Consider the following 23,688-nt stretch of genomic DNA (forward strand, 5'->3'; position numbering starts at 1 on the left):
GGTCAGCTCCGTGTTGTCAGGTAGTTGGTGCGGCCCGCGCGCAGCCGGTCGCCCAGGGCATCGCCCAGCAGGTTCACCAGGATGACGAAGGCCATGATCGTGAGGCCCGGCACCAGCACGAGGCGCGGGTGGTCGCGAAGGTGGTTGCGGGACTCGGCGATCATCCGGCCCCATTCGGGCGCGCCCGGCTCGACGCCGAGGCCGAGAAAGCTGAGGCCGGCGAAGGACAGGATCACCCAGGACATCGAGTAGCTGCCCATGGCGAGAAGCGGCGTCAGGATGTTGGGCAGGAGATGGCGGCGGATCACCGCAAGACGCGGCACGCCGAGCGCCTCGGCGGCGAGCACGTAGGTCTTGCTGCGCTCGACCATGACGGCGTTGCGCACGAGGCGGGCATATTCGGTCCAGTGGACGGCGGCGAGCGCCAGGATGACGGCCGTAAGCCCGAGGCCGAGCACCCCGGCGATGACGAGCGCGACCGCAAGGGCCGGCAGCACCGAGACGCCTTCGCACAGGCGCATCAACAGCCGGTCGCCGAGCCCGCCGAAATAGCCGCTGACGGCGCCGACCAGCGTGCCGATGCCGGCGGAGGCGAGCACCACGGCGAGTGCCGAGAGCGTGGTGAGCTGCGCCCCGTAAAGCAGGCGCGAGAGCATGCAGCGGCCCATCGCGTCGGTGCCGAGCGGATAGGCGAGGCTGGGCGGCGCGAGGCGGCCGAGGATGTTGGCGGCATACGGATCGTGCGGGGCGAGCAGCGGGCCGAGCAACACCAGGGCGAGGAGCGCGGCGACGGTGAGAGCAAGGCCGCTGCGGCGGCGGGCCAGGCGGGTACGAAGGCGTGGGGTGGCGGCGACCATCTAGACCACCTCCCGCGTGCGCGGATCGTAGAGGGCGATGGCGTAGTCGACGGCGAGGTTGACCAGCACATAGCCGCAGGCGACGACGAGGAAGCTCGCCTGGATCATCGGATAGTCGCGGGCGAGCAGCGCCTCCACCATCATCCGGCCGATGCCGGGCCAGCCGAACAGCGTCTCGATGATGATCAGCCCGTCGAAGATGCGGGCGAATTGCAGGCCGGTGAGGGTGAGCACCGCCGGCAGCACGTTGGGCGCGGCATGGGCGAGCAGCGCACGGGTGCCGGACAGGCCCTTGGCCCGGGCGGTGCGCATATAGGGCTGGGCCAGCTCCTCCAAGAGGCAGCCGCGCACATAGCGGGCAAGGATGCCGCAGACCGAGGTGGCGATGGCGAGCATCGGCAGCACCACATGCGCCGGCGTGCCGTAGCCGGTGCTGGGCAGCCAGCCGAGCGCGAGGGAGAAGAACAGCGCGAGCAGCAGCGCGTACCAGAAATTCGGGATCGACATGCCGACGACGGCAAAGGCGGCAAGGCCGCGGTCGAGGAGGCTGCCGGGCCGGGCGGCGCAGATCGCCCCGACCGGCAGGGCGATGAGGAGGGCCAGCAGCAGCGCAGCGACCGCAAGCTGCAGCGAGGCGGCAACGCGCAGGGCCAGCTCTGCGGAGACCGGCTCGCCGGTGACCATCGAGCGGCCGAAATCGCCCGACAGGACATTGCCGAGCCAGACGAGATATTGCTGCGGCAGGGGCGCGTCGAGCCCGTTCTCGGCGGCGAACCTTGCCACCGCCGCCGCATCGGGCAGGGTGCCGTCCATCTGCGACATCAGCAGCACCTCGGCGAAATCGCCCGGCATCAGCCGCAGCAGGGCGAAGCCGGCGATGGAGATCGCCAGCAGCAGAAGCGCTGCCGAGAAGAGCCTGAGGACGAGTTGCCGTGCCATAGCCTGCTGGTGTGGTGCGAACCGGGGGGGCGAAAACTGGAGTGTAGAAATCATGAATTTTTACAAGCGTCCACGCCGCGGCGGAAAATCCTGACGATTTTGCTCATGAATTCACGGGTGCGCTTACCTCAGGTTTAGGAGGCGCGGAAAGGTTCGCTTCATGGGCGAGGGGCGGGCGCTCACGCGCCGCCGCCTGTTCCCCCGATCACGAGACTGTGCGCTGGCGCTGCCACGATCTTCCGCTAGGCTTTGCTGATGAGGTGGAGAGCAGGCGCCATCGTCCGGTCGATGCCTGCCGCGGTGCTGGTGCTCGCCGCGGGGCTGGTGCTCGCCGCGCAGGGTCCGGCCCGGGCGCAACCGGTGATGGCAGTGGGCGAGCCTGTCGATGTCGCCCTGGTGCTGGCCATCGACGTGTCGCGCTCCATGTCGCGCGAGGAACTGGCGATCCAGCGCAAGGGATACGCGGAAGCCATCGCCAGCCGCGAGGTCCTGCGGGCGATCGACTATGGCCCGCACGGGCGGATCGGCCTGGCGATCTTCGAATGGGCCGGCGATTTCCACGCCCAGGAACTGTTGCCCTGGACGATCATCGAGAGCGAGGCGGATGCGCAAGCCGTCGCGGCGCGGCTGCTGGAAGGCGAGAGCTTCGGCCAGAGCCGCACCTCGATCTCCGGCGCGCTGCTGCGCGGCATGGCGTTGCTCGAGGCAGTGCCCTACCAGGCGGAGCGGCTGGTGATCGACGTCTCGGGCGACGGGCCGAACAACCAGGGCCCGCCGGTGACCGGGCTGCGCGATGCGGCGGTGGGCCGGGGCATCACCATCAACGGATTGCCGCTGATGACCGTCGACGGCTTCGCCCGGTATTTCGGCATTCCCGATCTCGACGAGTATTACCGGCGCTGCGTGATCGGCGGGCCGGGCGCCTTCGTCGTGCCGGTGCACGAGTGGAACGAGTTTCCCGAGGCGGTGCGCCGCAAGCTGGTGATGGAGATCGGCGGGCTGGCGCCCGGCACCCCGGACGATCCCTGGCACGATCCAAGCCGGCTGAACGATCACGGCAGCGCGCTGCCGGTGGTGCCGGCGCAGTTCGCCGCCGAGGAACCCTACGACTGTCTGGTCGGCGAGAAGATGTGGCGCAACCGGCGGGATCTCTTCTACGATGGGGGCAGGTAGGCGGCGGGTCCGCTAGCCGCGCCGTCGCCGCCGGCGGCGCCCACCGTCGCCATCTTCGTCCGAGCCCTCGCTCGCCGCGCGCGGCTCTGGCAGCGTCACCGCCTCGCGCAGCTTGACGAAGGGATCCACCTTGTTGGGGATCGCCATCGCGTTGACGAAATGCTCCTGGAAGCGCGGCTCCAGCGCGGTCTCGATCTTCTCGATCTCGCGCACGACACGCTCGACCGTGCGCCGCTCGCCGCGATTGACCAGCGCCATGCGCGCGCCGGTGCCGGCGGCATTGCCGACGCTCGCGACATGGGCAAGGTCGCAATCGGGGATCAGCCCGAGGATCATCGCGTATTTGGTGTCGATATAGCTGCCGAAGGCACCGGCAAGGCGAATGCGCTCGATGGGCGGATTGCCGAGCTTGTCGGAAAGCAGCTGGATGCCGGCATAGAGCGCGGCCTTGGCGAGCTGGATGGCGCGGATGTCGGTCTGGGTGATGGTGAGCTCGATGCCCTCGCTCGCCACCACATAGGCGAAGGTGCGCCCCTTGCGCACCACGCGGGGAGAGCGCTCGGCAAGCGCGCCGTCGATCAGCCCGTCCACGGTGATGACGCCGGCAAGATAGAGCTCGGCGACCGCCTCGATGATGCCGGAGCCGCAAATGCCGGTGACGCCGACCTGGTCCTTCTTTTCCGCAAACTCCGGATCGTCCGACCATTCGTCGAGGCCGATCACCTTGAAGCGCGGCTCGAGCGTGACCGGATCGATGCGGATGCGCTCGATGGCGCCGGGCGCCGCGCGCTGGCCGCAGGAAATCTCCGCGCCTTCGAAGGCCGGGCCCGTCGGGGAACTTGCCGCCAGCAGCCGGTCGCGATTGCCGAGAATGATCTCGGCATTGGTGCCGATGTCGACGACCAGCGTCAGGGCTTCGGCCTCGAACGGGCGGGTGGAGAGCGTCGCGGCGGCAGCATCCGCGCCGACATGGCCGGCGATGCAGGGCAGGATATAGGCGCGCGCGCCGGGATTGAGCTCCAGCCCGAGCTCGGAAGCCGGGACATGCACGGCCCCCGACACGGCAAGGGCGAAGGGCGCGCCGCCCAGCTCCGTCGGATCGATGCCGAGGAAGAGGTGGTGCATGATCGGGTTGCCGACGAAGACGGCGTCCATGACGTCCGCGCGGGTCGCGCCGACATCAGCGACCAGCTTGGCGACCAGCGCGTCGACCGCCGCGCGCACCGCGGAGACGAGATCGGGCAGGCGCGCCGGGTTCATCTGCACGTAGGAGACGCGCGACATCAGGTCTTCGCCGAAGCGGATCTGCGGGTTCGAGGTGCCGGCCGAGGTGACGGTGCGGCCATTGGCGAGATCGCAGAGATGCGCGGCGATGGTGGTGGAGCCGATATCGACGGCAAGGCCGTAGACGGTCGTCTTCTCGCCCGGCCACAGGGCGGTAACGCGCGGGGGAAAGCCGCCGTCCTGCCAGATGGCGGCGGTGACGCGCCAGTGGCCGGCGCGCAGCACCTTCTGAACCTTGGCCAGCAGGGGCGGATCGAGGCTGAGGCCGGACAATCCGGAGGCTTCGGCAACGGCGGCGAGCAGCCGGTCGCCGTCGCCAAGCGGCTGTTCCATGTCCGGCTCGCCGACCTCGACGGTGACGAGGCGAATGGCGCTGTCGGGCGCGACGGTGACGTTCTCGGCGCGCTTTCGCACCACCTGGCGATTGGTCTGCGCCTCCATCGGCACATCGACCACCATGTCGCCGAGGATGGCGGCCTGGCAGGACAGGCGCCGGCCTTCGGGAAGGCCGCGCAGGGAGACGTAGCGCGCTTCCGCGTCGGTCACCGGGCCGAGATGGTCCGCCGTGCTGACGATCTGCTCCTTGGCGAAGGCGCCTTCGGAGACGGCGACCTGGCAGCGGCCGCAGATGCCGCGCCCGCCGCACACGGATTCCACATAGACGCCGAGCGCGCGCGCAGCATCGAGCAGCGGCGTGCCGAGCGGGAACGTGCCCCGCCGGCCGCTCGGCTGGAAAACGATCTTCGCCGTTTCGGGCGTCTCGCTCATGGCCTCGCCCGTCCTCGTTGTCGCCCGTTCGTTCAAGTGCTGGCCCGCCGTCGTCCCTCGCGTCCGCCGCGCCGTCCGGAGCTGCCGGAGGCAGAGGCGGGAGCGGCCGCCGGGCCGCCTTCCGCGCCCGGCTTGTAGTCGCGATAGGTCATGATCCAGTCGGAACAGTTGGGGTCGTTGCCGGTCAGGACGTTGGCGGCGCGCACCGCCTCCATCTCCTGCGGGCGGCAGGGGTTCATGATGGCGCTGGTCATGCCGGCGCCGATCACCATCGGGATGAAGCCGGCATTGATGCCGTGCCGGTGAGGCAGGCCGAAGGAGATGTTGGAGAGGCCGCAGGTGGTGTTGACCTTCAGCTCCTCGCGCAGCCGGCGGAGCAGGCGGAAGACCTGCTGGCCGGCGCTGCCCATGGCGCCGATCGGCATGACCAGCGGATCGACGACGATGTCATGGGCGGGAATGCCGTAATCGGCGGCGCGCTCGACGATCTTCTTGGCCACCGCAAAGCGCACGTCCGGGTCTTCCGAAATGCCGGTCTCGTCGTTGGAAATGGCAACGACCGGCACGTTGTATTTCTTCACGAGCGGCAGGATCGCCTCGAGCTTTTCCTCCTCGCCGGTGACCGAATTGACCAGGGGGCGGCCCTTGGCGACCCGAAGGCCGGCCTCGATGGCGGCGGTCACCGAACTGTCGATGGACAGCGGCACGTCGACGAGGCTTTGTACGATCTCCAGCGTCCTGACCAGCAGCGGGGGCTCGGTCTCGTTGGGATTGACGGCGGTGACGCCGGCATTGACGTCGAGCATGGTGGCGCCGGCGGCGACCTGGGCGAGCGCGTCCCTCTCGACGGTCGAGAAGTCGCCGGCGATCATCTCGGCGGCGAGCTTCTTGCGCCCCGTCGGGTTGATCCGCTCGCCGATCACGCAGAACGGCTGGTCGAAGCCGATGACGATCTCGCGGGTGGCCGAGGCGACGATGGTACGGGTCATTGAGCTACCTCTGCGGGAAAAGTCTCGGCGCCAGCGGCGGGAAACGTCCAGCTCCCGCGGGCACTGAGCCAGTCGGCCGTCTTGGTCAGGCCGCCGAAGGGAAAGACGTGGATCTGCTGCAGCCGGGTCTCGGGCTGGGTCTGCACACGCAGCTCCAGCGGGCCGACCATGCTCTCCGGATCGTAGCCCGACAGCATGGAGACGACGGCGCCGCCCCGCTTCTTCAGGAAGGAGAGCGAGTTCTCCACCCCGGCGAAGGCGGCGTATTTCAGCAGTGTGGTCATCTTGGCCGGGCCGGCGACGCCGATATGCACGGGGAAGCGGTTGCCCCAGGCGGCGATCTCGTCGAGCCAGAGGCTGACCTTCTGCGGATCGAAGCCGAACTGGGTGACGATGTGGAACTCCGCGTCGCTTTGCGAGGCGAGCTCGTGCTTGCGCAGCAGGAAGGCACGGATGGTCTCGCGCGAGATCTCCGGCGCGCCCTCCGGATGGCCGGCAACCGCGATGCGGGTGATGCCGAGCCGGTCGAACAGGCCCGTCTCGATCATCGCGACGGAGGAGGCGATGGGGCCGGGCGTCGGCGCCTCGCCGGCCACCGCCAGCACCTCCCGCACGCCGGCTTCCGCGACGAGGCGGGTCAGCCGGTACTCGAAGGCGACGAGCGAGGGATAGCGGCGCGCGGCCATGTGCGGCACGGCAACGAGGCCGGCATCGGTGACCTTGCGGGCGGCGCGGACGATGTCGTCCTCCCCGACATTGCCGAGATCGGTGAGGTAAAGCCGCGTGCCGGCGGGGACGAGACGGAGCAGCTCCGGCTTCTCCACCACCTGGCGGGGCGACATTTCCGTGGAGGCGGCAAGGCGCCCGAAATCGTTGAGGCGGTGGTCGGTCATGTCGCCGGTCCCGTGCTGGCGTGGTCGGGAGAGGGGGAGGCGGCCGCATCAAAGCCTTCGGCTGCGACGAGCGCCGCAAGCCGCTCCGGCGGATAGGCCTCAACGAGGGCGGTGAGCGCCGCCTCCGCTTCGGCCTCGAGATCGTCGCCGACCGCGACGGGATCGCCCCGCCGCCACTCGGCCAGATAGGCATCGCTGTCCTTGGCGCCGACGCGCATGGCGCAGCGGTCGACAGCCTGGATGAAGCGTTCGGGGAGTTCGCGGCGGGCGCTGGCGCGGCCGGCCCGGACCAGCACCTGGGCCGGGATGTCACGCCAGTAGACGATGGTTTTCTGCGCCAAGGGAGAAGCCCTGCAAACCGGCCGGGAACGCCTCTCGCTCCCGCACTTTCGAGCATCATGATGCCTTCGGCCGGCCATCTCATCGGTGCACAGACGACACCGGAAAGTCAGAAAGCGACAGCGGCGGGACGCGCGGAAAGCCGGGCTTTCGGCGGGCACGAGGAAAGCGGCAGACGGGCGCTCGAAAGCGACACGCCCGCCGGGTGCTTTAGGCTCCCGGCGGGCGTGCCTGTCGTTGTGCGGGGCGTGAGGATCAGCCCTGTGGCCGGTCTTTCGATTCCGTCTTCCAGCGGGCATGCAGGCCGGCGATGTCGCCCGAGCACAGGTTGCGCATCTCGCGGCCGATCCGCTCGATCGGCCAGTCCCACCACGCCATCTCGAGCAGCATGGCGATCTCCTCGTCGGAGAAGCGCTTGCGGATCTCGCGCGCCGGGTTGCCGGCGACGATGGCGTAGGGGGGAACGTCCTTCGTGACGACGGCTCGGCTGCCGATCATCGCGCCGTGGCCGATGCGGATGCCGGGCATGATCATCGCTTCCGCGCCGATCCACACGTCGTTGCCGACGACCGTGTCGCCGGACGGACGGTAGCCGCTCTCCGCATCGGCGAAGGCGGGCTCCTCCGACATGAAGAAGAACGGGAAGGTGGAGATCCAGTCCATCCGGTGGCCCTGGTTGCCCGCCATCATGAAGCAGGCGCCGGTGCCGATGGAGCAGAAGCTGCCGATGACCAGCCGGTCGACATCGTCGCGGTCGGGTATCAGGTAGCGGGCGCAGTCGTCGAAGGAATGGCCGTGATAATAGCCGGAATAGTAGCTGTAGCGGCCGACCGAAATGTTGGGGTTGGTCACCTGCTCGCTCAGCAGCTTGCCCTTGAAGGGGCTTTCGAAAAAATTGCTCACGGGAGGTCGTCCTCTGTCGCGAGGCTGGGCCCTTTCCGGCCCGTTGGATGGGATGAGGGGACCGGTCCTGCGGCTCATGCCACGCAGACCCGTCCGTGCCGCCGGGACCGCGCTTCTAGCATGCGGACGAGGCGGCGCAAGGACACGGATGCAACAGGGGCGTGCAAAGCGGCGGCGGGCGCGCGGGATCAGGTACTGAGCGTGGTGAGGCGCGTTTCCAGCAGGCCGTAGCCGGTGACCCGCTTGGCATAGGCAAGGCCGAGCCGCTCGGCCGCCGCGCGGGCGCGCGCCTCGATGTCCGGATCCGCCGCCTGTTCCAGGTAGAGCAGGCGGGTGTAGTTGCCGAAATAGGCGTCGCGCAGCTCGGGGTAGCTGTCGAGCCCGAGCGGGCGGATCACCAGCGTCTCGAAATGGCGGGCGAGGAAATCGGTGAGGTAGAAGGTGCCGGGCTCGGCCTCGGCTTCCGCATCGAAGACCTCGAGGCCGGCGAAGAAGGCGTAGCAATGGGCGCCCTCGATCCGCTCCACCCCTTCCTCGGCCAGAACCTTGTCGAGCAGCCCGCCGGTGCCGCAATCGCCGTAGCCGACGAGGATGCGGGTGTGGTCGCGCTTCGCCTTGCGGATCTCGGCGCGCACGGCGGCCGGGATCTTCTCCGGGCGGTTGTGCAGCTGCGCCGGCAGGCAGTGCAGCTCCACATGGGTGAGGCCGTTGGCCTCGATGATGGCGAGGATCTCGCGGGCGAGCGCGCCGCAGGCGATGACCTTCACCTTTTCACGGGCGGTGCCGGGCGCCTCGGCAAGACGGGCGGCGGCCTGTGCCGTCCCACCTCCACCCGCGCCCGGAAGCACCGCCTGCATGGCTCAGCCCGCCCGCGCCGCCAGCTGGTTGTGCTTGCGCGCGATCAGGTCCTTGGCGAGCTCGACGGTGACGGCCGCGTCGCGCCCATAGGCATCGGCGCCGATGGCCTGGCTGAACTCCTCGTTGAGCGGCGCGCCGCCGACCATGACGATGTAGTCGTCACGGATGCCCTTCTCGATCATCGTGTCGATGACGACCTTCATGTAGGGCATGGTAGTGGTCAGGAGGGCCGACATGCCGAGAATGTCCGGCTTGTGCTCCTCGATGGCCGCGAGATAGTTCTCGACCGGGTTGTTGATGCCGATGTCGATCACCTCGAAGCCGGCGCCCTCCATCATCATCGAGACGAGGTTCTTGCCGATGTCGTGGATGTCGCCCTTGACGGTGCCGATGACCATCTTGCCGACCTTCGGCGCGCCGGTCTCGGCCAGCAGCGGGCGCAGCAGCCCCATGCCCGCCTTCATGGCATTGGCCGACATCAGCACTTCCGGCACGAAGAGAATGCCGTCGCGGAAGTCGACGCCGACGATGCGCATGCCTTCGACCAATGCCTCGGTGAGGATCGCGTAGGGCGTCCAGCCGCGCTCCAGCAGGATCTCCACGCTCTCGACGATTTCGTCCTTGAGGCCATCGTAGAGATCGTCATGCATCTGCTCGACGAGTTCCTCGTCCGACAGCGACCTGAGATCGAGATCGTCTTCTTGCGACATCGCGGGCGCTCCGTTTGCGCGTTCGGGGGACAGGGCTCGCGTACGGGCCTGCTCCCAGTACACTGGGTCGCACCGCCTCCCGTCGATATCTTCAATGCGACATGCGGAGTCGCGGGAGCGACTTAGGTCGTGGACTCATAATTGTGCCGGAAACGGCGTCTGGCCCGGCAATGATATGCCAGGAGGAGCGCGATGGCCGGGGCAGGTCCCCCGGCCGAGCGGTCAGACGCCGCAGATCGAAGCCGGGTCGACGCCCTCCGGGTATGTGCGAGCCTACCGGCAACGGCGTCGCAAGTCCTTGAAAACCGGACGGTTTCCTGCGGTCTTGCTCCTTGTATCCGATCAGGCTCGCGCATACCGTTTCTCGTCAGAATTATGAGTTCACGACCTAGGCCCGTTGCCGGCTCTTCGGCTGGCCGGATGCGTCCCAGTCCTGCCAGCCGGGAAAGGGGAGAGCGGGCAGGGCGTCGGTGCCCGCGACATGCGCTCCCCAGGCCTCGAGCACGGAGCGCAGGCGCTGTTTCTGGGTGTCCTCGTCCTCATAGGAATAGCCGTGCCCCTGCACCCCGCAGGCGGTGAAGGGCGGCAGGACCGTGAAGCCGAGATAGTGCAGGGAGTAGTGCAGCGGCCAGAGCATCGTGGCGAAGTCGCCGCCGCGGGCGCCCGGCCCGAAGGCGCTCTCCGGCGCGCCGGTGGTGACGGACAGCACCGCGCGGCGCCCGCGGAAATGGCCGGCGTCGTAGCGCATGCGGCTGGTGTAGAGGCCGCCGCTCAGGAAGACGCGGTCGAACCAGCCCTTCAGCATCGCCGGCGGACCGTGCCACCACAGCGGAAACTGGAGCACGAGGAGGTCGGCGCGCTCCAACTCGGCAATCTCGGCAAGGACATCGGCGGGAACGCTGCCGCTCTGCCAGGCGTGGCGCTGCTCGGCGAGCGGCGAGAAGGCGCCGGAATCGAGCCTGTCGCGGTAATGCGCGCCCTTTTCGACCGGATCGAAGCCGGAGGCGTAAAGGTCCTGCAGGCTGACCGTGTGGCCGTCGCGGGCCAACGCCTTTGACGCCGCGGACGACATGGCGGCGTTGAAGGAGCCGGGATCGGGATGCGCCTGGATGATGCGAACGTGCATGAGGAATTCCTCTGAAAGGTGGACGTTCGCTTCAGCTTATCTTGCGGAAATGATAAGCTTGCTGTCGATATCGCAGATGGAGTTTGCAGTTTTGCAAGACCGGCTCGACTGGAGCGACTATCGGCTCGTGCTGGAGATCGCCCGCGCCGGCTCGCTGACGCTGGCCGGCCGCCAGTCGGGGCGCAGTCATGCGACGCTGTTTCGCCGGCTCAATGCGATCGAGGAACGGCTGGGAACGCGGCTGTTCGACCGGCACCGCAGCGGATACGCGCTGACGGGGGCCGGGGAGGCGGTCGTTGCCGCAGCGAAGACCTTCGAGGATCTGACTGTTTCGACCGAACGCCAGCTTGCAGACCTCGACCGCCGGGCGGAGGGCCTGGTCACCCTGACGACCACGGATGCGCTGTTTTCCGGGCTGATCGCGGGTGTGCTGACCCGGTTCCACGCGCAGAACCCGGCCGTCTCGGTCGAGGTCCGGCTGTCGAACGACCTGCACGATCTGGCAAGGCGCGAAGCGGATATCGCCGTGCGTCCGACCACCGCGCCGGAGCCGCATCTGTTCGGGCGCGCTCTCGGCACGATCCGGCAGGCGGTCTATGCCCCGGCGCATATCGCGGACGATGCCGGGCTGCCGTGGATCGGCCCGGCCGCCTCCATGAACTACGTCCAGTACGAGCACTGGCTGCGCCGGCAGGCGGGCGGGGAGAGGTGGATGCGGGTCGAGGGAACGCTGGGGATCCACGCGGCGGTGCGTGCCGGCGCGGGCAGGGCGGTGCTGCCCTGCTATCTCGGCGATGCCGACGAGGCCTTGCGCCGCTGCGGGCCGGTGATCGAGGAGCTTGGAATCCCGCTGTGGATCCTGATCCACCCGGACCTGAAGGACCTTGCGCGGGTGCGCAGGGTCCTGGAATTTCTCGGCGAAGACAGGCAGTTCAAGGAGAGACTTTGAGTCTCCTGCGCTGACGGCCGGCGGGTCCGCCGCCGGCAGGCCTGATCACCTGCGGTGATCAAGACGATGAAAAATCCCTCACTTCAACGCATCCCCGATAGGTGCGATCCCGGTCACGTCTGACGCGAGGGGCGCGAAGCGCTGCCGCCCCGGCCGTCGGTCGCCTCGCTTCACGGGCCGAAGCCCGGCCTCCGGCTGCTCAAAAAAATATGCTTGCGCATGCATATATATTGACAGCGGGAATGGGCATAAGATAATGCATGCACATGCAAGCAAATGGGGCCGGGCGGTTCGCCTGACCGGCATCCGCCCTTTCACGCCCAAAATCACCAAAGGAGACATGCAATGAGCTGGCTTTATCTTGGAATTGCCGTCCTCTTCGAGATCGCGGTCGCAATCAGCGCCGGCAACGCGAAGGGCTTCACCCGCCTGTGGTGGACCCTCGCGACGCTGGTCAGCGGCGCCATCGCCACCTTCTTCCTGAGCCTTGCGCTGCTGACCTTCGACGTGGGCGTCGGATACGCCATCTGGACGTCGGTTTCCGGGGTCGGGATCGTCATCCTCGGCGCGATGTTCTTCGGCCAGACGCTGAACGCCAAGAAGGCGCTGGGCATGATCCTCGTCATCGGCGGCGTCGTCGGCCTGCGCCTCAGCGGTGCGGCGTAAAGCCCGGCAAGTCCTCCCGAACAGTTTCTCCCGATCAAAGGAACCGAACATCATGGATACCAACAAGAACACCCAGAGCGTCGGCGCGGCATGGGGCATGCTCCTGCTGGCCAGCGTCTTCGAGGTCGGCTATGCGCTCAGCGTCGGCGGCAGCCAGGCCTTCACCGTCCTGAGCTGGTCGGTGTCCGCCGTCGTCTTCTTCCTGCTGACGCTGTATTTCCTCAGCGCCGCCCTGCGGACCATCGACGTGGGCATCGGCTATGCGGTCTGGGCCGGCATCGGCTCGGTCGGCGCGGCGGGTTTCGGCAGCGCTCTGCTCGACCAGCCGCTGACGCTGATCCAGACCTTCTGGCTGGCGGTGATCATCATCGGCGTGGTCTGGCTCAAGCTCGCCGACAGCGCCAAGCTGCAGGGCGAGGCGGCATGACCCCCGCACGCCTCACCGAGCTCATGGAGGAGGCTGTCGGCTTCTCCGTGCAGCATGTCCACGACGGCGGCATTCCCTTCACGGCCCTTGTCGTCGACCGGGACGGCGTGGTTCTCGGGCGCGGTGTCAACCGCGTCCGGGAGCATCACGACCCGACCGCCCATGCCGAGGTGGAGGCGATCCGCGATGCCTGCCGCCGGCACGGCACAACCCAGCTGCACGGGACGACGCTGCTGGCTTCCGGAGAGCCTTGCGCGCTGTGCTACATGAGCGCGCTCTACGCGGGCATCGCACAGGTGCTGTTTGCGGCCGACCGCGAGGAGGCGGCAGCGCATGGCTTCGACTATCGCGGGAGCTACCGGCTGTTCGCCCAGGACCCGACGACATGGCGCATGCCGGCGGCGAGCAAGCTCGCGGTTGCCGACAGCCTGTTGCCCTTCGCAAGCTTCGGCGCGAAGCCGGATGGCCCGCTGGAGGCTTGAAAGCCTTGTTGCATGAGCATACATTTTTGTTCGGCGTCAATCGTTCGGGAAAGAGTGCGCATGTCCGCAAGAGGCGATCTTTGGCTCCGGCTGGTTCAGTCGGTCGCGACCGTCGAAGCCGAGCTGGGCAAGATCCTGCAAGACCAGTACGGCCTCGGCCTGTCGGACTACCGCGCGCTGGAAGCCCTTGAAAGGGCGCCGAAAAGCGAGCTGCGCATGCAGGAGCTGGCCGCGCATCTGCAGCTGAACCAGAGTTCGGTGTCGCGGATGGTGGAGCGTCTGGAACGCGGCGGCCTCACCGTCCGCGACCTGTGCCCGGACGACAAGCGCGGCGTCTACACCGTGCTGACCGACAAGGGGCGCGCGCATCTGACGGCCGCCCGGCCGCACTACGAAAAGGCGCTGGAGACCGCCATGGCGCGGCACGGAGGGGCCGAGGCGCTTGCCGCAGCCTTCGCCAGCGCGGGGCAGGCGGCCTGACGCGCTTCAGGCGCCATCCATTTCGATGAGAAGGTCGGCAAGGCGTCGGGCCGCCGGACCCATGGCCTCGTCCAGCCGGTGGGCGAGATAGGCCTGCGACGCGGTTTCGCCATTGCGCCCCAGCGCGCCGATATTGAGCCGTGCGAGCCGGCCCTGCCCGATGTCGCGCTCCACCAGCCAGAAGGGCAGGCGCCCCCATCCCGCGCCGCCGAGGATCAGGCTGTGCTTGGCGTCCTGGGTGTTGACCCGGCAGGTCTGCGGCGAAAGCACGCCGAAGTCGCGCCCTTCCGAGATCGCGGAGGGGTCGGACAGCACGACCTGGAGATGGTCGGCGAGATCCAGCACCTCCAGCGGCCGGCCGGGCTCGCCATCCGCGAGCGGATGCGTTGCCGCGGCCACGGCGACCTGGCTGATCGACGTCAGCGCATCGAAGCGGATGCGGGGGTCGCGAAAATCCTCGCCCACCATGACGGAGAGGGCGCAGCGCTTCTGCTTAAGCGCGTCGAGCGGGCCGCCGAGCGGCTCGACCCGCACCCGCACGGACACAGACGAAAAGTCCTGCCGCATCCGCGAGATCGCCCGGCCGACCTGCTGCAGCGGATACAGCGTGTCGACCGCGACGGTGAGCTCCGTCTCGACGCCTCCCGCATAGCCGCGCGCCTTCGCCCGCAAGGCATCGACGCGAACGATGATGTCGCGCGCATTGCCGAGCAGCGCCCGGCCCTGAGGCGTCAGGACGGGCCGGTGGCCCGAGCGGTCGAACAGCTCGACGCCGAGCTGCGCTTCGAGATTGGCGATGGCAACGCTCACCCCCGACTGCACGCGCGAGAGCTTCCTGGCGGCGGCCCGGAAGCTGCCGCTCTCGGCGATCGTCACGAAGGTGCGCATCTGGTCGAGGGTCAGGGCATCGAGCATGATCAATCCAGATGAACGGGTTGATAGATTTTATATCACTTAAACCGCACGATCTTTGCGGGCAACCTCCGCCTCATTCGCAATCAGGCGCAATCAGACGTGAGGTTGAAACGATGGCCAAGGTTCTCGTGCTCTACTACTCCTCCTACGGTCACATCGAGACGATGGCCGAAGCGGTGGCGGACGGCGTCCGCCAGGCCGGCGCGTCCGTCGCCATCCGCCGGGTGCCCGAACTGGTGCCCGAGGCGGTCGCCGAAAAGTCCGGCTACAAGGTCGACCAGGGGGCGCCGGTCGCCACCGTCGCGGAGCTCGCCGACTACGACGCGATCATCGTCGGAACGCCGACGCGGTTCGGCAACATGGCCTCGCAGATGAAGAACTTCCTCGACCAGACCGGCGGCCTCTGGTTCGAGGACAAGCTGGTCGGCAAGGTCGGCAGCGTCTTCACCTCGACCGGCAGTCAGCACGGGGGGCAGGAGACGACCATCCAGTCGACGCAGACAGTGCTGTTCCACCTCGGAATGATCATCGTGGGCCTGCCCTACAGCTTCAAGGGGCAGATGCGGATGGACGAGATCACCGGCGGCTCGCCCTATGGCGCCTCGACCCTGGCGGACGACGGCAATGGCGGGCATCGCGACCCGAGCGAAAACGAGCTCAATGGTGCCCGCTTCCAGGGACGGCATGTCGCCGAGATCGCACTGGCTCTTGCCGCCGGTCGGCAGGGCAGGGCGGTATGACGACCGCCGCAGCAAGGCCGGAGCCGTCCTCCACCAGATGGGCGGCCGTCGGCCTGATCGTCGGGGCCGGGATCGTCGCGGCGCTGCAGGTGGGAAAGGCGCCCATCGCAGCACCCTTGCTGGAAGGCGATCTCGGCATAAGCCTTGCGGCGCTGGGCTGGCTGACCGGCGTCTTCGCCCTGATCGGGCTGGTCGGGGGCATCCCGACCGGGGCGCTGGTCGGCAGTCTCGGCGCGCGCCGCGTCCTGGTCGCCGGCCTGCTGGTCACGGCGGCGGGCGCGGCAGCCGGGGCGCTGTCTGCAGGTCTTGCGATGCTCATGGTCTCGCGGATCGTCGAAGGCGCGGGGTTCCTGCTGATCATCGTCGCCGCACCGTCGCTGCTCGGGCGCGTCTCCCGGCTCGGCGACCGGGACCTCGCCTTCGCGCTGTGGAGCTGTTTCATGCCGCTCGGCTTGGCGGCGGCGATGCTGGTCGGGCCGATGTTCGACGACTGGCGGGCGATGTGGTGGGCGAGCGGCGGGCTGGCCCTGGCGCTCTGCCTGTTGGTGCCGCTCGTCGTGCCGGCCTCCCGCGAGCGCCACGCCTGGTCATGGCGGCGCCTGCGGGACGATACGGCGGCGGTCTTCGGCAATGCCGGGGCGGTCGGGCTCGCCGTCTCCCTCGCGCTCTACAGCCTGATGTTCTTCGCGCTGTTCAGCTTCCTGCCGGTGCTGCTGATGGAGCAGATGGGTGTCTCCCACCGCACAGCCGGGCTGCTCAGCGCGCTGGCCTCCGCCGTCAACGTGATCGGCAACCTGGCGGCGGGCGTGATGCTGTCGCGGGGCGTCAGCCGGCCGGCGCTGCTGATCGGGGCCTGCCTGATCATGGGCGCGGCGAGCCTCGGCATCTTCCTGCCCCTGCTGCCGGCAACCGCGACGTTTCTCCTGTGCGTCCTGTTCTCGGCCGTGGGCGGGCTGATCCCGGCAACCATCCTGTCGTCTGCGCCGATCGTCGCCTCCTCGACCGCCCTGGTGCCCGTGGTGATCGGCCTGGTCGTCCAGGGCAGCAACCTGGGGCAGATCCTCGGCCCCATTGCCGTCGGCAGCGCCATCGACCGGTTCGGCTGGAGCTCGGCCGCCGTCATCGTCGCCGGTGCGGCCCTGATGGCGGTGGCCGTGGTCGCAGCCTTCGCGCACCGCATCGCAGTGCCGAATGCCGAGAGAGGCGGAGGAGCGCGATGAGCGCGGCCGGCGCGGTACCCGGAAAATCTCCGGCGGGCACGTCACAAACGGACGGGCTCAATCGTCAAGGGGATACAACACGCAAATGGAGCCTTGAGATGACGACCAAGCCGGTAAATCACTACAAGAACGTCCCCGATGTCTTCGGCGCGCTGGAAAAGGTGCACGGCGCGATCGACGTGCACGGCCTCGACCGGATGCTGCACCATCTGGTGCAGCTGCGGGCCTCGCAGCTCAACGCCTGCGCCTATTGCGTCAAGATGCATACCAAGGAAGCGCGCGACGACGGCGAGACCAACGAACGCCTCGACCGCCTGACCGTGTGGGAGCATGTCGGCGACTTCACCGCCAAGGAGCGCGCCGCACTGGCCTGGACGGAGGCGCTGACCCAGCTCGACCGCAAGACCGACTACGGCGTGCTGCGCGCCCAGCTGCGCGAGCACTTCAGCGAGGCGGAGATCAGCGCCCTGACCGCGACGGTCGCGATGATCAACCTGTGGAACCGCATCCAGGTCTCGACGCACTGACATGCGCTCGCCCGAGACAGCCTTGTTCGAAGAACGGCGCCCGTTCCTGACAGGTCTGGCCTACCGCATCCTCGGCTCGCGTGCCGAAGCCGAGGATGCGGTTCAGGACACCTACCTGAAATGGCAGACAAGCGAGCGCGCGACCATCTCCAACCCCGCCGGCTGGCTCACCGCCGCCTGCACGCGCCGGTGCATCGACATGCTGAGATCGGCGCGCCGCGCGCGGGTCGACTATGTCGGTGCGTGGCTGCCGGAGCCGATCCAGACGATGACCGACGATGGCCCGGAAGAGGCGGCGGAGCTGTCGTCGACGCTCTCGCTCGCCTTCATGCTGGTGCTGGAACGGCTCGCGCCGAAGGAGCGCGCCGCCTATCTGCTGCGCGAGATCTTCGACCAACCTTATGAGGACGTGGCGGCGGCGCTGAACGTGACCGAGGCGGCCTGCCGCAAGCTGGTGTCGCGTGCACGCAGCCGCATCGGTCGCGAGGAACCGGGCGCCGTCGTGCCGAAAGCCCGTCAGGACGAATTGCTCGCCGCCTTCCGCGCCGCGATCACGACGGGAAGCACGGCGCAGCTCGCCAGCCTGATGCGGGAAGACATCGAGCTGAAGACCGACGGCGGCGGCAAGGTGCTGGCGCTCTTGCAGCCGCTCTCGGGCAAGGCCGACGTGCTGGCCTTCGTCGGCGGACGGCTCGGCGAGTACTGGTCCAACTACGAGTGGCGGCACATCGACATCAACGGCGCGCGCGGCGCGCTGGTCCTCGACGGGCCGGAGATCGTCGCCTCGGTGAGCCTTGCCTGCGATGCCGAGGGGCGCCTGACCGGCATCTACATCATGCGCAACCCGGACAAGCTGGCGCGCCTTCAGGATGCCGAAAGGACGATCCAATGACCGAAGCGCGTGTCGTCACAGCCTCGCCCGGCTGGGCGGACTTGCTCTCCGGCGGCAATCTCGTGCGCTCGCTCGCCCTGAGCGGCGGCGTCGCCCTGCATGCCGTCAATCTCTACATCTCGACGACGATCCTGCCGACCGTCGTGCGCGAGATCGGCGGGCTGGATCTCTATGCCTGGAACACGACGCTGTTCGTGATCGCCTCGATCCTCGGCGCGGCGCTGTCCTCGCCGGTACTTGCAAAGGCCGGGCCGCGCGGCGGCTATGGCGTGGCGGCGGCGGTCTTCATCATCGGGACGCTGGCATGCGCCGCTGCCGGCTCGATGCCGGTCATGCTGGCCGGCCGGTTCGTGCAAGGGCTGGGCGGCGGTATCCTGCTGGCGCTGGCCTATGCGATGGTCCGGCGGGTCTATGCCGAACCGCTATGGCCTCGCGCGCTGGCGTTGCTGTCCAGCATGTGGGGCATCGCCACCCTGCTCGGGCCGGCGGTGGGCGGGATCTTCGCCGAGCTCGGCCTGTGGCGTGGGGCGTTCCTCGCCCTGGTCCCCTTTGCCGCGCTGATCGCTGTGGCCGCGTTTCTCGTCCTGCCGCCGCGCGAAGGGGACGCAAGGCCGGCCGAGCCGCTGCCCCTCGTCCAACTCGCGCTGCTGACGATTGCCGTCTTCGCCGCGTCCTGGGGCGGGATCGGCGAGAGCATCGTGTCGACCGTTGCCGGGATGCTGGCCGCGCTGCTGCTGGTGGTGCTGTTCGTCGTGGTGGAGCGGAAGGGGGCGAGAAAGCTGCTGCCGAGGGAGACCTTCCGGCTGCCCGGCGCATTGGGGAGCCTTTATGCGACGTCGGCGCTGCTGGCCATGACCGTCACCTGCACGGAGATCTTCCTGCCGTTGTTCCTGCAGGAGCTGCATGGCCGCTCGCCGCTCCAGGCCGGCTATATCGCGGCGGTGATGTCGGCCGGCTGGACGGCGGCTGCGATCCTCGCCTCCGGGCTCCAGGGTGCGCGCCGCACCCTCGCGGTGCGTGCCGGGCCGGTGCTGTCGCTCGCTTCGATGCTTGCCCTGGCGCTGGTTCTGCCTGTGGCCGATCCTGTGGCCGATCCTGTGTCCGGTCTTGTTTCCGGTCCGGCGGGCGACGTGTTGCGGCTTGCCCTGATCTGCGCCGCGCTGATCGCCGGCGGGGCGGGCGTCGGTCTCGCCTACCCGCATCTGTCGGCGATGGTGATGCATGTGGCCCCGCCGGATGAGCCCGACAACGCCGCCTCGTCGATCATGACGGTGCAGCTCTGCGCCACCGCCTTCGGCGCGGCCATTGCGGGGCTTGCGGTCAATCTGGCCGGCGGCGGCACGTCGTCCGGTGGCATGGACGTGGCGAATGCGGCACGCTGGCTGTTCGCGACCGTCGCGCTCGCCCCGCTGGCCTGCATCCTCGCGATGCGCAGCGCCTCGTTCCGGAAGGCGGTCATCCGGTCCGCCTGAGGGCCGCAGACAATGAAGGGAAGTGCAATGTCCGTCGCGTTCGTCGAGCCGGATGCCGATCTGCTCGAACGCCTGCTGCCGGTCGCCCGGCGGATTTTCACCGACACGTTCGCGGACCGCTACGACACGGCGGCCTTCGAGGTGTTCTGCGAGGAGATGTATCGCCCCGGCGGTGCGATGTCGCAGGATTTCGGGGCGGCCGGGATACGCTGGCAAGTCGCGGTGAGCGGCGGGCAGCCGGTCGGCTACGCCAAGCTGACGCCGCTGCGGGCGCCGGCGGTCGACCCGCAGCCGGGCGCGCTGGAGCTGCAGCAGCTCTACGTCCTCAGCGACTGGCAGGGCAGGGGTGTCGCCGACCGGCTGATGCAATGGGCGCTGCAGACTGCGGCCGCAGATGGCGTCGGCGAAGTCTACCTGACCGTGTTCGATCACAACGAGCGGGCGAAGCGCTTCTACGCCCGCTACGGGTTCGAGGAGGCCGGGCGCTGCACGTTCCGGCTCGGCGAGCGGATCGACGACGACCGGATCTGGCGCGCGCGCCTGCCGTCCCGCCGTTGAGGCGGCCACCTTCTCTGCTGTCATGCCTGCGAAGGCAGGCATCCAGTATCCGCTGGCGGTGTTGGTGACGCGAAAGGGCCGGGGGCTTCTTCGCGGTGTTTACGGCTTGAGCGGAAACGTCCGGGGTTACTGGGTCCCGGTCTTCGGCTGCGCCGAAACCGGGACGACAGGCGGAGGGTGGGGTGCTGCCTGCGTGTCGTCATGGCGGACTATGGAAGGCCGTGAAAGAGGTCGCGCCAGTCGGGGTTATGTTCTTCGATGTGCCTTATCTTCCAGGCTCGTTTCCAGCGCTTGATCTGCTTTTCGCGCCGAATGGCGGCTTCGACATCGGTATGATGTTCGAAATAGACAAGGTGCGTGACGCCGTGGCGGCCGGTGAAGGAGCGCGCGACCTTGTCGCGATGCTCCGAAACCCGGCGTGCAACATCGTTGGTGACCCCCGTGTAGAGGGTCCCGCCGACGCCGCTTGCCAGAATGTAGACATAGTAGTTGTGATCGCGCATCCGCCCTCCCTGACTGGCGTCACCCGATCACCCCTCGGCCGCCCCGCCAGAGCGCCTAGGTCGTGGACTCATAATTGTGCCGGAAACGGCGTCTGGCCCGGCAATGATATGCCAGGAGGAGCGTGATGGCCGGGGCAGGTCCCCCGGCCGAGCGATCCGACGCCGCAGATCGAAGTCGGGCCGACGCCCTTCGGGTCTGGGCGAACCTGCCGGCAACAGCGTCGCAAGACCTTGAAAACCGGACGGTTTCCTGCGGACTTGCTCCTTGTATCCGATCAGGTTCGCGCAGACCGTTTCTCGCCAGAATTATGAGTTCACGACCTAGAACAGCCCTTCGATCTGGCCGTCTGCGTCGAGGCGGATGTGGTTGGCCGACGGCACCTTCGGCAGGCCCGGCATGGTCATGATCTCGCCGCAGATCGCCACGACGAAGCCGGCGCCGGCCGAAAGGCGCACCTCGCGCACCGGCACGATGTGGCCGGTCGGCGCACCGCGCAAGGTCGGGTCGGCGGAGAAGGAATACTGCGTCTTGGCCATGCAGACCGGCAGATGGCCGAAGCCGTCCGCCTCCCAGCGCTCGAGCTGCTCGACCACCGACTTGTCGGCGGCAACGCCGTCGGCGCGGTAGATCTTGCTCGCGATGGTCTCGATCTTCGCCATCAGCGGCATGTCGTCGGGATAGATCGGCGCGAAGTTGGAGGTCCCGCCCTCGACCATCTCGACCACCTTGCGGGCGAGCGCCTCGGTGCCCTTCGAGCCGTCGGCCCAGTGGCGGCACAGCACCGCCTCGACGCCCTGCTCGGCGGCATAGGCCTGAAGCGCTGCGACCTCCGCATCCGTATCGCTGACGAAGTGGTTGATGGCGACGATCACCGGCAGGCCGAAGCTCTTCACGTTCTCGATGTGGCGGCCGAGATTGACGCAGCCGCGCACCAGCGCCTCGACATTTTCCTGCCCCAGCGCGTCGCGGGCGACGCCGCCGTTCATCTTCAGCGCCCGAACGGTGGCGACGATCACCGCCGCGTCGGGCTTGAGGCCCGCCTTGCGGCACTTGATGTCGAAGAACTTCTCCGCGCCGAGATCGGCGCCGAAGCCCGCCTCTGTCACCACGTAGTCGGCGAGCTTGAGGGCCGTCTTCGTGGCGATCACCGAGTTGCAGCCATGGGCGATGTTGGCGAAGGGGCCGCCATGCACGAAGGCCGGATTGTTCTCCAGCGTCTGAACGAGGTTCGGCTGCATCGCCTCCTTGAGCAGCACGGTCATGGCGCCGTCCGCCTCCAAGTCGCGCGCGGTGACCGCGCTGCGGTCGCGGCGATAGCCGACGATGATGTCGCCGAGCCGCTTCTGCAGGTCGGCGAGATCGCTGGCAAGGCAGAGGATCGCCATGATCTCGGAGGCGACGGTGATGTCGAAGCCGGCCTCGCGCGGGAAGCCGTTGGCGACGCCGCCGAGCGAGGAGACGATCTGGCGCAGCGCCCGGTCGTTCATGTCCATCACCCGGCGCCAGGTGATGCGCCGCGTGTCGAGGCCGAGCGCATTGCCCCAGTAGATGTGGTTGTCGATCAGCGCCGAAAGCAGATTGTGGGCGGAGGTGATGGCGTGGAAGTCGCCGGTGAAATGGAGGTTGATGTCCTCCATCGGCACGACCTGCGCATGGCCGCCGCCGGCAGCGCCCCCCTTCATGCCGAAGCAGGGGCCGAGCGAGGGCTCGCGCAGGCAGATCGCCGCGCGCTTGCCGATGCGGTTGAGCCCGTCGCCAAGGCCCACCGTGGTGGTGGTCTTGCCCTCGCCGGCGGGCGTCGGGTTGATGGCGGTGACCAGCACCAGCTTGCCGTCGGGGCGGTCCGACAGGCCCTTGATGAAGTCGGAGCGGACCTTGGCCTTGGTCGATCCGTAGCTTTCCAGGGCGTCCGCGGGAATGTCGAGCCTGGCGCCGATCTCGGCGATCGGCTTCAGACTGGCTGCGCGGGCAATCTCGATGTCACTGGCCATGGCAAACTGTCCTCTCCCCGGGCGGTCGTTTCATCTGCCGCCGTCTATCGTTCGATTTGGAAAGCCGATCCTAGAGGCTGAGGGCAGGGCCGACTGTTTGCGATCCGACATGCCGGCATCGCGCAATCGTCGTCCTGCGGGTGAAAATGCGGTCAGTCCTCGCCGGTGGCGAGCGGCATGTCCTCGCGCCCGCCCCACTCGGTCCAGGACCCGTCATAGACGGCGGAGCGGTCGTGGCCGGTGATGGCGAGCGCCAGCGACAGGATCGCGGCGGTGACGCCGGAGCCGCAGCTGGTGATGACGGGGCGCGAGCGGTCGATGCCGGCTGCGTCGAATGCAGCGGCCAGTTCCTCGGCCGGCTTGAGGCGGCCGTCTTCCATCAGCTCGGTGAAGGGCAGGTTCAGTGCGCCGGGCATGTGGCCGCTGCGAAGCCCTGCGCGTGGCTCTGGATCGCGCCCTGCGAACCGGCCGCGCGAGCGGGCGTCCAGCACCTGCTGGCCGCTGCGGAGCGCCTGCGCCACCTTGTCGAGATCGGCGAGGAGGCCGTTGTTGAGCCGGGCGGTGAAGTGCCGCTCGCCGCGCGGGGCGGGCGCGCCGTCTTCCACCGGGCGGCCTTCCGCCTTCCACTTGGGCAGGCCGCCGTCGAGCACGAAGACCTGGGTGACGCCCATGGCGCGGAACATCCACCACACGCGGGCGGCCGAATAGAGCCCGACGCCGTCATAGACGACAATGGTCTGGCCGTCGCCGATGCCCATGCGGCGCATCATCGAGGAGAAGACATGCGCAGGCGGCAGCATGTGCGGCAGGTCGCTGGTCGTGTCGGCGACCGCGTTGACGTCGAAGAACACCGCGCCGGGAATGTGGCCTTGCGGATATTCCGGCGGCACGTCCGGCTGGCCCACCGGCGGCAGCCAGGCATTGACGACAACGACATCCGGCGAGGCGATCTTGTCGGCCAGCCACTGGGTCGAGACGAGCGGGGAAAGCGCCATTGCTGAAAGCCTCGCTGGAGCGATGGAAGGG

The 23,688-nt window shown here is 68.3% G+C and carries 26 protein-coding genes; 12 read left to right on the plus strand and 14 right to left on the minus strand.

The window, feature by feature from the left end; genetic code table 11:
- Window positions 1-2: 2 nt before the first annotated feature.
- A complete protein-coding gene (locus tag GH266_RS21905) occupies window positions 3-857 on the minus strand; it encodes an ABC transporter permease (RefSeq protein WP_158195732.1) in 855 nt (284 codons plus the stop codon).
- Complete coding sequence (locus GH266_RS21910; protein ID WP_158195733.1) at window positions 858-1,796, minus strand: ABC transporter permease; 939 nt, start codon at window positions 1,794-1,796, stop codon at window positions 858-860.
- A gap of 255 nt (window positions 1,797-2,051) precedes the next feature.
- Between GH266_RS21910 and GH266_RS21915 the strand changes: the two genes are divergently transcribed.
- Window positions 2,052-2,969 (plus strand): DUF1194 domain-containing protein, encoded by a 918-nt coding sequence (locus tag GH266_RS21915; RefSeq protein WP_244953735.1) that lies wholly within the window; start codon window positions 2,052-2,054, stop codon window positions 2,967-2,969.
- Window positions 2,970-2,981: 12 nt separating this feature from the next.
- Here GH266_RS21915 and GH266_RS21920 read toward each other — a convergent pair whose 3' ends face one another.
- The 8 genes from GH266_RS21920 to GH266_RS21955 form a co-directional block, all read right to left on the minus strand.
- Window positions 2,982-5,021: an ASKHA domain-containing protein gene (locus GH266_RS21920; protein ID WP_158195734.1), complete on the minus strand. Its 2,040-nt coding sequence runs from the start codon at window positions 5,019-5,021 to the stop codon at window positions 2,982-2,984.
- Window positions 5,022-5,053: 32 nt separating this feature from the next.
- Window positions 5,054-6,010: a methyltetrahydrofolate cobalamin methyltransferase gene (locus tag GH266_RS21925; protein ID WP_158195735.1), complete on the minus strand. Its 957-nt coding sequence runs from the start codon at window positions 6,008-6,010 to the stop codon at window positions 5,054-5,056.
- Window positions 6,007-6,903 carry a methylenetetrahydrofolate reductase gene (locus GH266_RS21930; protein ID WP_158195736.1) on the minus strand — a complete coding sequence of 299 codons (897 nt, stop codon included), beginning with the start codon at window positions 6,901-6,903 and terminating at the stop codon, window positions 6,007-6,009. Before GH266_RS21930 ends, GH266_RS21925 begins: the two co-directional genes overlap by 4 nt.
- Window positions 6,900-7,244, minus strand: coding sequence for a virulence factor (locus GH266_RS21935; RefSeq protein ID WP_158195737.1), 345 nt, complete (start codon window positions 7,242-7,244; stop codon window positions 6,900-6,902). Before GH266_RS21935 ends, GH266_RS21930 begins: the two co-directional genes overlap by 4 nt.
- Window positions 7,245-7,497: 253 nt before the next feature.
- Window positions 7,498-8,145, minus strand: a complete 648-nt coding sequence (gene catB / locus GH266_RS21940) for a type B chloramphenicol O-acetyltransferase (protein WP_158195738.1) — start codon at window positions 8,143-8,145, stop codon at window positions 7,498-7,500.
- A gap of 188 nt (window positions 8,146-8,333) precedes the next feature.
- A complete protein-coding gene (locus GH266_RS21945; RefSeq protein WP_158195739.1) occupies window positions 8,334-9,002 on the minus strand; it encodes a DUF1638 domain-containing protein in 669 nt (222 codons plus the stop codon).
- A gap of 3 nt (window positions 9,003-9,005) precedes the next feature.
- Window positions 9,006-9,713 (minus strand): corrinoid protein, encoded by a 708-nt coding sequence (locus GH266_RS21950; protein ID WP_158195740.1) that lies wholly within the window; start codon window positions 9,711-9,713, stop codon window positions 9,006-9,008.
- 388 nt (window positions 9,714-10,101) lie between these two features.
- Window positions 10,102-10,839 carry an NAD(P)H-dependent oxidoreductase gene (locus tag GH266_RS21955; protein ID WP_158195741.1) on the minus strand — a complete coding sequence of 246 codons (738 nt, stop codon included), beginning with the start codon at window positions 10,837-10,839 and terminating at the stop codon, window positions 10,102-10,104.
- A gap of 76 nt (window positions 10,840-10,915) precedes the next feature.
- On the opposite strand from GH266_RS21955, the gene GH266_RS21960 reads away from it, so the two are divergent.
- From GH266_RS21960 to GH266_RS21980, 5 genes are all read left to right on the plus strand, one after another.
- Window positions 10,916-11,788 (plus strand): LysR family transcriptional regulator, encoded by an 873-nt coding sequence (locus GH266_RS21960; protein WP_158195742.1) that lies wholly within the window; start codon window positions 10,916-10,918, stop codon window positions 11,786-11,788.
- Between the two features lie 345 nt (window positions 11,789-12,133).
- Window positions 12,134-12,454, plus strand: a complete 321-nt coding sequence (locus tag GH266_RS21965) for a DMT family transporter (protein WP_158195743.1) — start codon at window positions 12,134-12,136, stop codon at window positions 12,452-12,454.
- 52 nt (window positions 12,455-12,506) lie between these two features.
- A complete protein-coding gene (locus GH266_RS21970) occupies window positions 12,507-12,881 on the plus strand; it encodes a DMT family transporter (RefSeq protein ID WP_158195744.1) in 375 nt (124 codons plus the stop codon).
- A complete protein-coding gene (locus GH266_RS21975; protein WP_209001505.1) occupies window positions 12,878-13,363 on the plus strand; it encodes a nucleoside deaminase in 486 nt (161 codons plus the stop codon). Before GH266_RS21970 ends, GH266_RS21975 begins: the two co-directional genes overlap by 4 nt.
- A 60-nt stretch (window positions 13,364-13,423) precedes the next feature.
- A complete protein-coding gene (locus GH266_RS21980) occupies window positions 13,424-13,843 on the plus strand; it encodes a MarR family winged helix-turn-helix transcriptional regulator (protein WP_158195745.1) in 420 nt (139 codons plus the stop codon).
- A gap of 6 nt (window positions 13,844-13,849) precedes the next feature.
- Here GH266_RS21980 and GH266_RS21985 read toward each other — a convergent pair whose 3' ends face one another.
- Window positions 13,850-14,758 carry a LysR family transcriptional regulator gene (locus tag GH266_RS21985; RefSeq protein WP_158195746.1) on the minus strand — a complete coding sequence of 303 codons (909 nt, stop codon included), beginning with the start codon at window positions 14,756-14,758 and terminating at the stop codon, window positions 13,850-13,852.
- A gap of 113 nt (window positions 14,759-14,871) precedes the next feature.
- Between GH266_RS21985 and wrbA the strand changes: the two genes are divergently transcribed.
- The 6 genes from wrbA (at window position 14,872) to GH266_RS22015 (ending at window position 20,167) form a co-directional block, all read left to right on the plus strand.
- Window positions 14,872-15,498, plus strand: a complete 627-nt coding sequence (wrbA, locus tag GH266_RS21990; protein WP_158195747.1) for an NAD(P)H:quinone oxidoreductase — start codon at window positions 14,872-14,874, stop codon at window positions 15,496-15,498.
- Entirely contained in the window at window positions 15,495-16,718 is a 1,224-nt protein-coding gene (locus GH266_RS21995) for an MFS transporter (protein WP_158195748.1), read from the plus strand. Before wrbA ends, GH266_RS21995 begins: the two co-directional genes overlap by 4 nt.
- Before the next feature lie 98 nt (window positions 16,719-16,816).
- Window positions 16,817-17,245, plus strand: a complete 429-nt coding sequence (locus GH266_RS22000) for a carboxymuconolactone decarboxylase family protein (RefSeq protein ID WP_158195749.1) — start codon at window positions 16,817-16,819, stop codon at window positions 17,243-17,245.
- A gap of 22 nt (window positions 17,246-17,267) precedes the next feature.
- Window positions 17,268-18,137: an RNA polymerase sigma factor SigJ gene (sigJ, locus tag GH266_RS22005; RefSeq protein ID WP_158195750.1), complete on the plus strand. Its 870-nt coding sequence runs from the start codon at window positions 17,268-17,270 to the stop codon at window positions 18,135-18,137.
- Entirely contained in the window at window positions 18,134-19,609 is a 1,476-nt protein-coding gene (locus tag GH266_RS22010; RefSeq protein WP_158195751.1) for an MFS transporter, read from the plus strand. The genes sigJ and GH266_RS22010 overlap by 4 nt, the downstream gene beginning before the upstream one ends.
- Before the next feature lie 27 nt (window positions 19,610-19,636).
- On the plus strand, window positions 19,637-20,167 hold the full coding sequence (locus tag GH266_RS22015) for a GNAT family N-acetyltransferase (protein ID WP_158195752.1): 531 nt from the start codon (window positions 19,637-19,639) through the stop codon (window positions 20,165-20,167).
- 209 nt (window positions 20,168-20,376) lie between these two features.
- Here GH266_RS22015 and GH266_RS22020 read toward each other — a convergent pair whose 3' ends face one another.
- The 3 genes from GH266_RS22020 to sseA all read right to left on the minus strand — a co-directional run bounded on the left by GH266_RS22020 (window position 20,377) and on the right by sseA (window position 23,657).
- Complete coding sequence (locus tag GH266_RS22020; protein ID WP_158195753.1) at window positions 20,377-20,670, minus strand: GIY-YIG nuclease family protein; 294 nt, start codon at window positions 20,668-20,670, stop codon at window positions 20,377-20,379.
- A gap of 321 nt (window positions 20,671-20,991) precedes the next feature.
- Window positions 20,992-22,662 (minus strand): formate--tetrahydrofolate ligase, encoded by a 1,671-nt coding sequence (locus tag GH266_RS22025; protein ID WP_158195754.1) that lies wholly within the window; start codon window positions 22,660-22,662, stop codon window positions 20,992-20,994.
- 152 nt (window positions 22,663-22,814) lie between these two features.
- Window positions 22,815-23,657: a 3-mercaptopyruvate sulfurtransferase gene (gene sseA, locus GH266_RS22030; protein WP_158195755.1), complete on the minus strand. Its 843-nt coding sequence runs from the start codon at window positions 23,655-23,657 to the stop codon at window positions 22,815-22,817.
- Between the last annotated feature and the right edge of the window lie 31 nt (window positions 23,658-23,688).

Source organism: Stappia indica (genome assembly GCF_009789575.1).
Taxonomy (GTDB): Bacteria; Pseudomonadota; Alphaproteobacteria; order Rhizobiales; family Stappiaceae; genus Stappia; species Stappia indica_A.

What these genes read in the sequence shown, in the direction of transcription:
- GH266_RS21905 (WP_158195732.1), bottom strand. Translation starts at nt 857, where the DNA reads ATGGTCGCCGCCACCCCACGCCTTCGTACCCGCCTGGCCCGCCGCCGC.
- GH266_RS21910 (WP_158195733.1), bottom strand. Translation starts at nt 1,796, where the DNA reads ATGGCACGGCAACTCGTCCTCAGGCTCTTCTCGGCAGCGCTTCTGCTG.
- GH266_RS21915 (WP_244953735.1), top strand. Translation starts at nt 2,052, where the DNA reads ATGAGGTGGAGAGCAGGCGCCATCGTCCGGTCGATGCCTGCCGCGGTG.
- GH266_RS21920 (WP_158195734.1), bottom strand. Translation starts at nt 5,021, where the DNA reads ATGAGCGAGACGCCCGAAACGGCGAAGATCGTTTTCCAGCCGAGCGGC.
- GH266_RS21925 (WP_158195735.1), bottom strand. Translation starts at nt 6,010, where the DNA reads ATGACCCGTACCATCGTCGCCTCGGCCACCCGCGAGATCGTCATCGGC.
- GH266_RS21930 (WP_158195736.1), bottom strand. Translation starts at nt 6,903, where the DNA reads ATGACCGACCACCGCCTCAACGATTTCGGGCGCCTTGCCGCCTCCACG.
- GH266_RS21945 (WP_158195739.1), bottom strand. Translation starts at nt 9,002, where the DNA reads ATGCAGGCGGTGCTTCCGGGCGCGGGTGGAGGTGGGACGGCACAGGCC.
- GH266_RS21950 (WP_158195740.1), bottom strand. Translation starts at nt 9,713, where the DNA reads ATGTCGCAAGAAGACGATCTCGATCTCAGGTCGCTGTCGGACGAGGAA.
- GH266_RS21955 (WP_158195741.1), bottom strand. Translation starts at nt 10,839, where the DNA reads ATGCACGTTCGCATCATCCAGGCGCATCCCGATCCCGGCTCCTTCAAC.
- GH266_RS21960 (WP_158195742.1), top strand. Translation starts at nt 10,916, where the DNA reads ATGGAGTTTGCAGTTTTGCAAGACCGGCTCGACTGGAGCGACTATCGG.
- GH266_RS21965 (WP_158195743.1), top strand. Translation starts at nt 12,134, where the DNA reads ATGAGCTGGCTTTATCTTGGAATTGCCGTCCTCTTCGAGATCGCGGTC.
- GH266_RS21970 (WP_158195744.1), top strand. Translation starts at nt 12,507, where the DNA reads ATGGATACCAACAAGAACACCCAGAGCGTCGGCGCGGCATGGGGCATG.
- GH266_RS21975 (WP_209001505.1), top strand. Translation starts at nt 12,878, where the DNA reads ATGACCCCCGCACGCCTCACCGAGCTCATGGAGGAGGCTGTCGGCTTC.
- GH266_RS21980 (WP_158195745.1), top strand. Translation starts at nt 13,424, where the DNA reads ATGTCCGCAAGAGGCGATCTTTGGCTCCGGCTGGTTCAGTCGGTCGCG.
- GH266_RS21985 (WP_158195746.1), bottom strand. Translation starts at nt 14,758, where the DNA reads ATGCTCGATGCCCTGACCCTCGACCAGATGCGCACCTTCGTGACGATC.
- wrbA (WP_158195747.1), top strand. Translation starts at nt 14,872, where the DNA reads ATGGCCAAGGTTCTCGTGCTCTACTACTCCTCCTACGGTCACATCGAG.
- GH266_RS21995 (WP_158195748.1), top strand. Translation starts at nt 15,495, where the DNA reads ATGACGACCGCCGCAGCAAGGCCGGAGCCGTCCTCCACCAGATGGGCG.
- GH266_RS22000 (WP_158195749.1), top strand. Translation starts at nt 16,817, where the DNA reads ATGACGACCAAGCCGGTAAATCACTACAAGAACGTCCCCGATGTCTTC.
- GH266_RS22010 (WP_158195751.1), top strand. Translation starts at nt 18,134, where the DNA reads ATGACCGAAGCGCGTGTCGTCACAGCCTCGCCCGGCTGGGCGGACTTG.
- GH266_RS22015 (WP_158195752.1), top strand. Translation starts at nt 19,637, where the DNA reads ATGTCCGTCGCGTTCGTCGAGCCGGATGCCGATCTGCTCGAACGCCTG.
- GH266_RS22020 (WP_158195753.1), bottom strand. Translation starts at nt 20,670, where the DNA reads ATGCGCGATCACAACTACTATGTCTACATTCTGGCAAGCGGCGTCGGC.
- GH266_RS22025 (WP_158195754.1), bottom strand. Translation starts at nt 22,662, where the DNA reads ATGGCCAGTGACATCGAGATTGCCCGCGCAGCCAGTCTGAAGCCGATC.
- sseA (WP_158195755.1), bottom strand. Translation starts at nt 23,657, where the DNA reads ATGGCGCTTTCCCCGCTCGTCTCGACCCAGTGGCTGGCCGACAAGATC.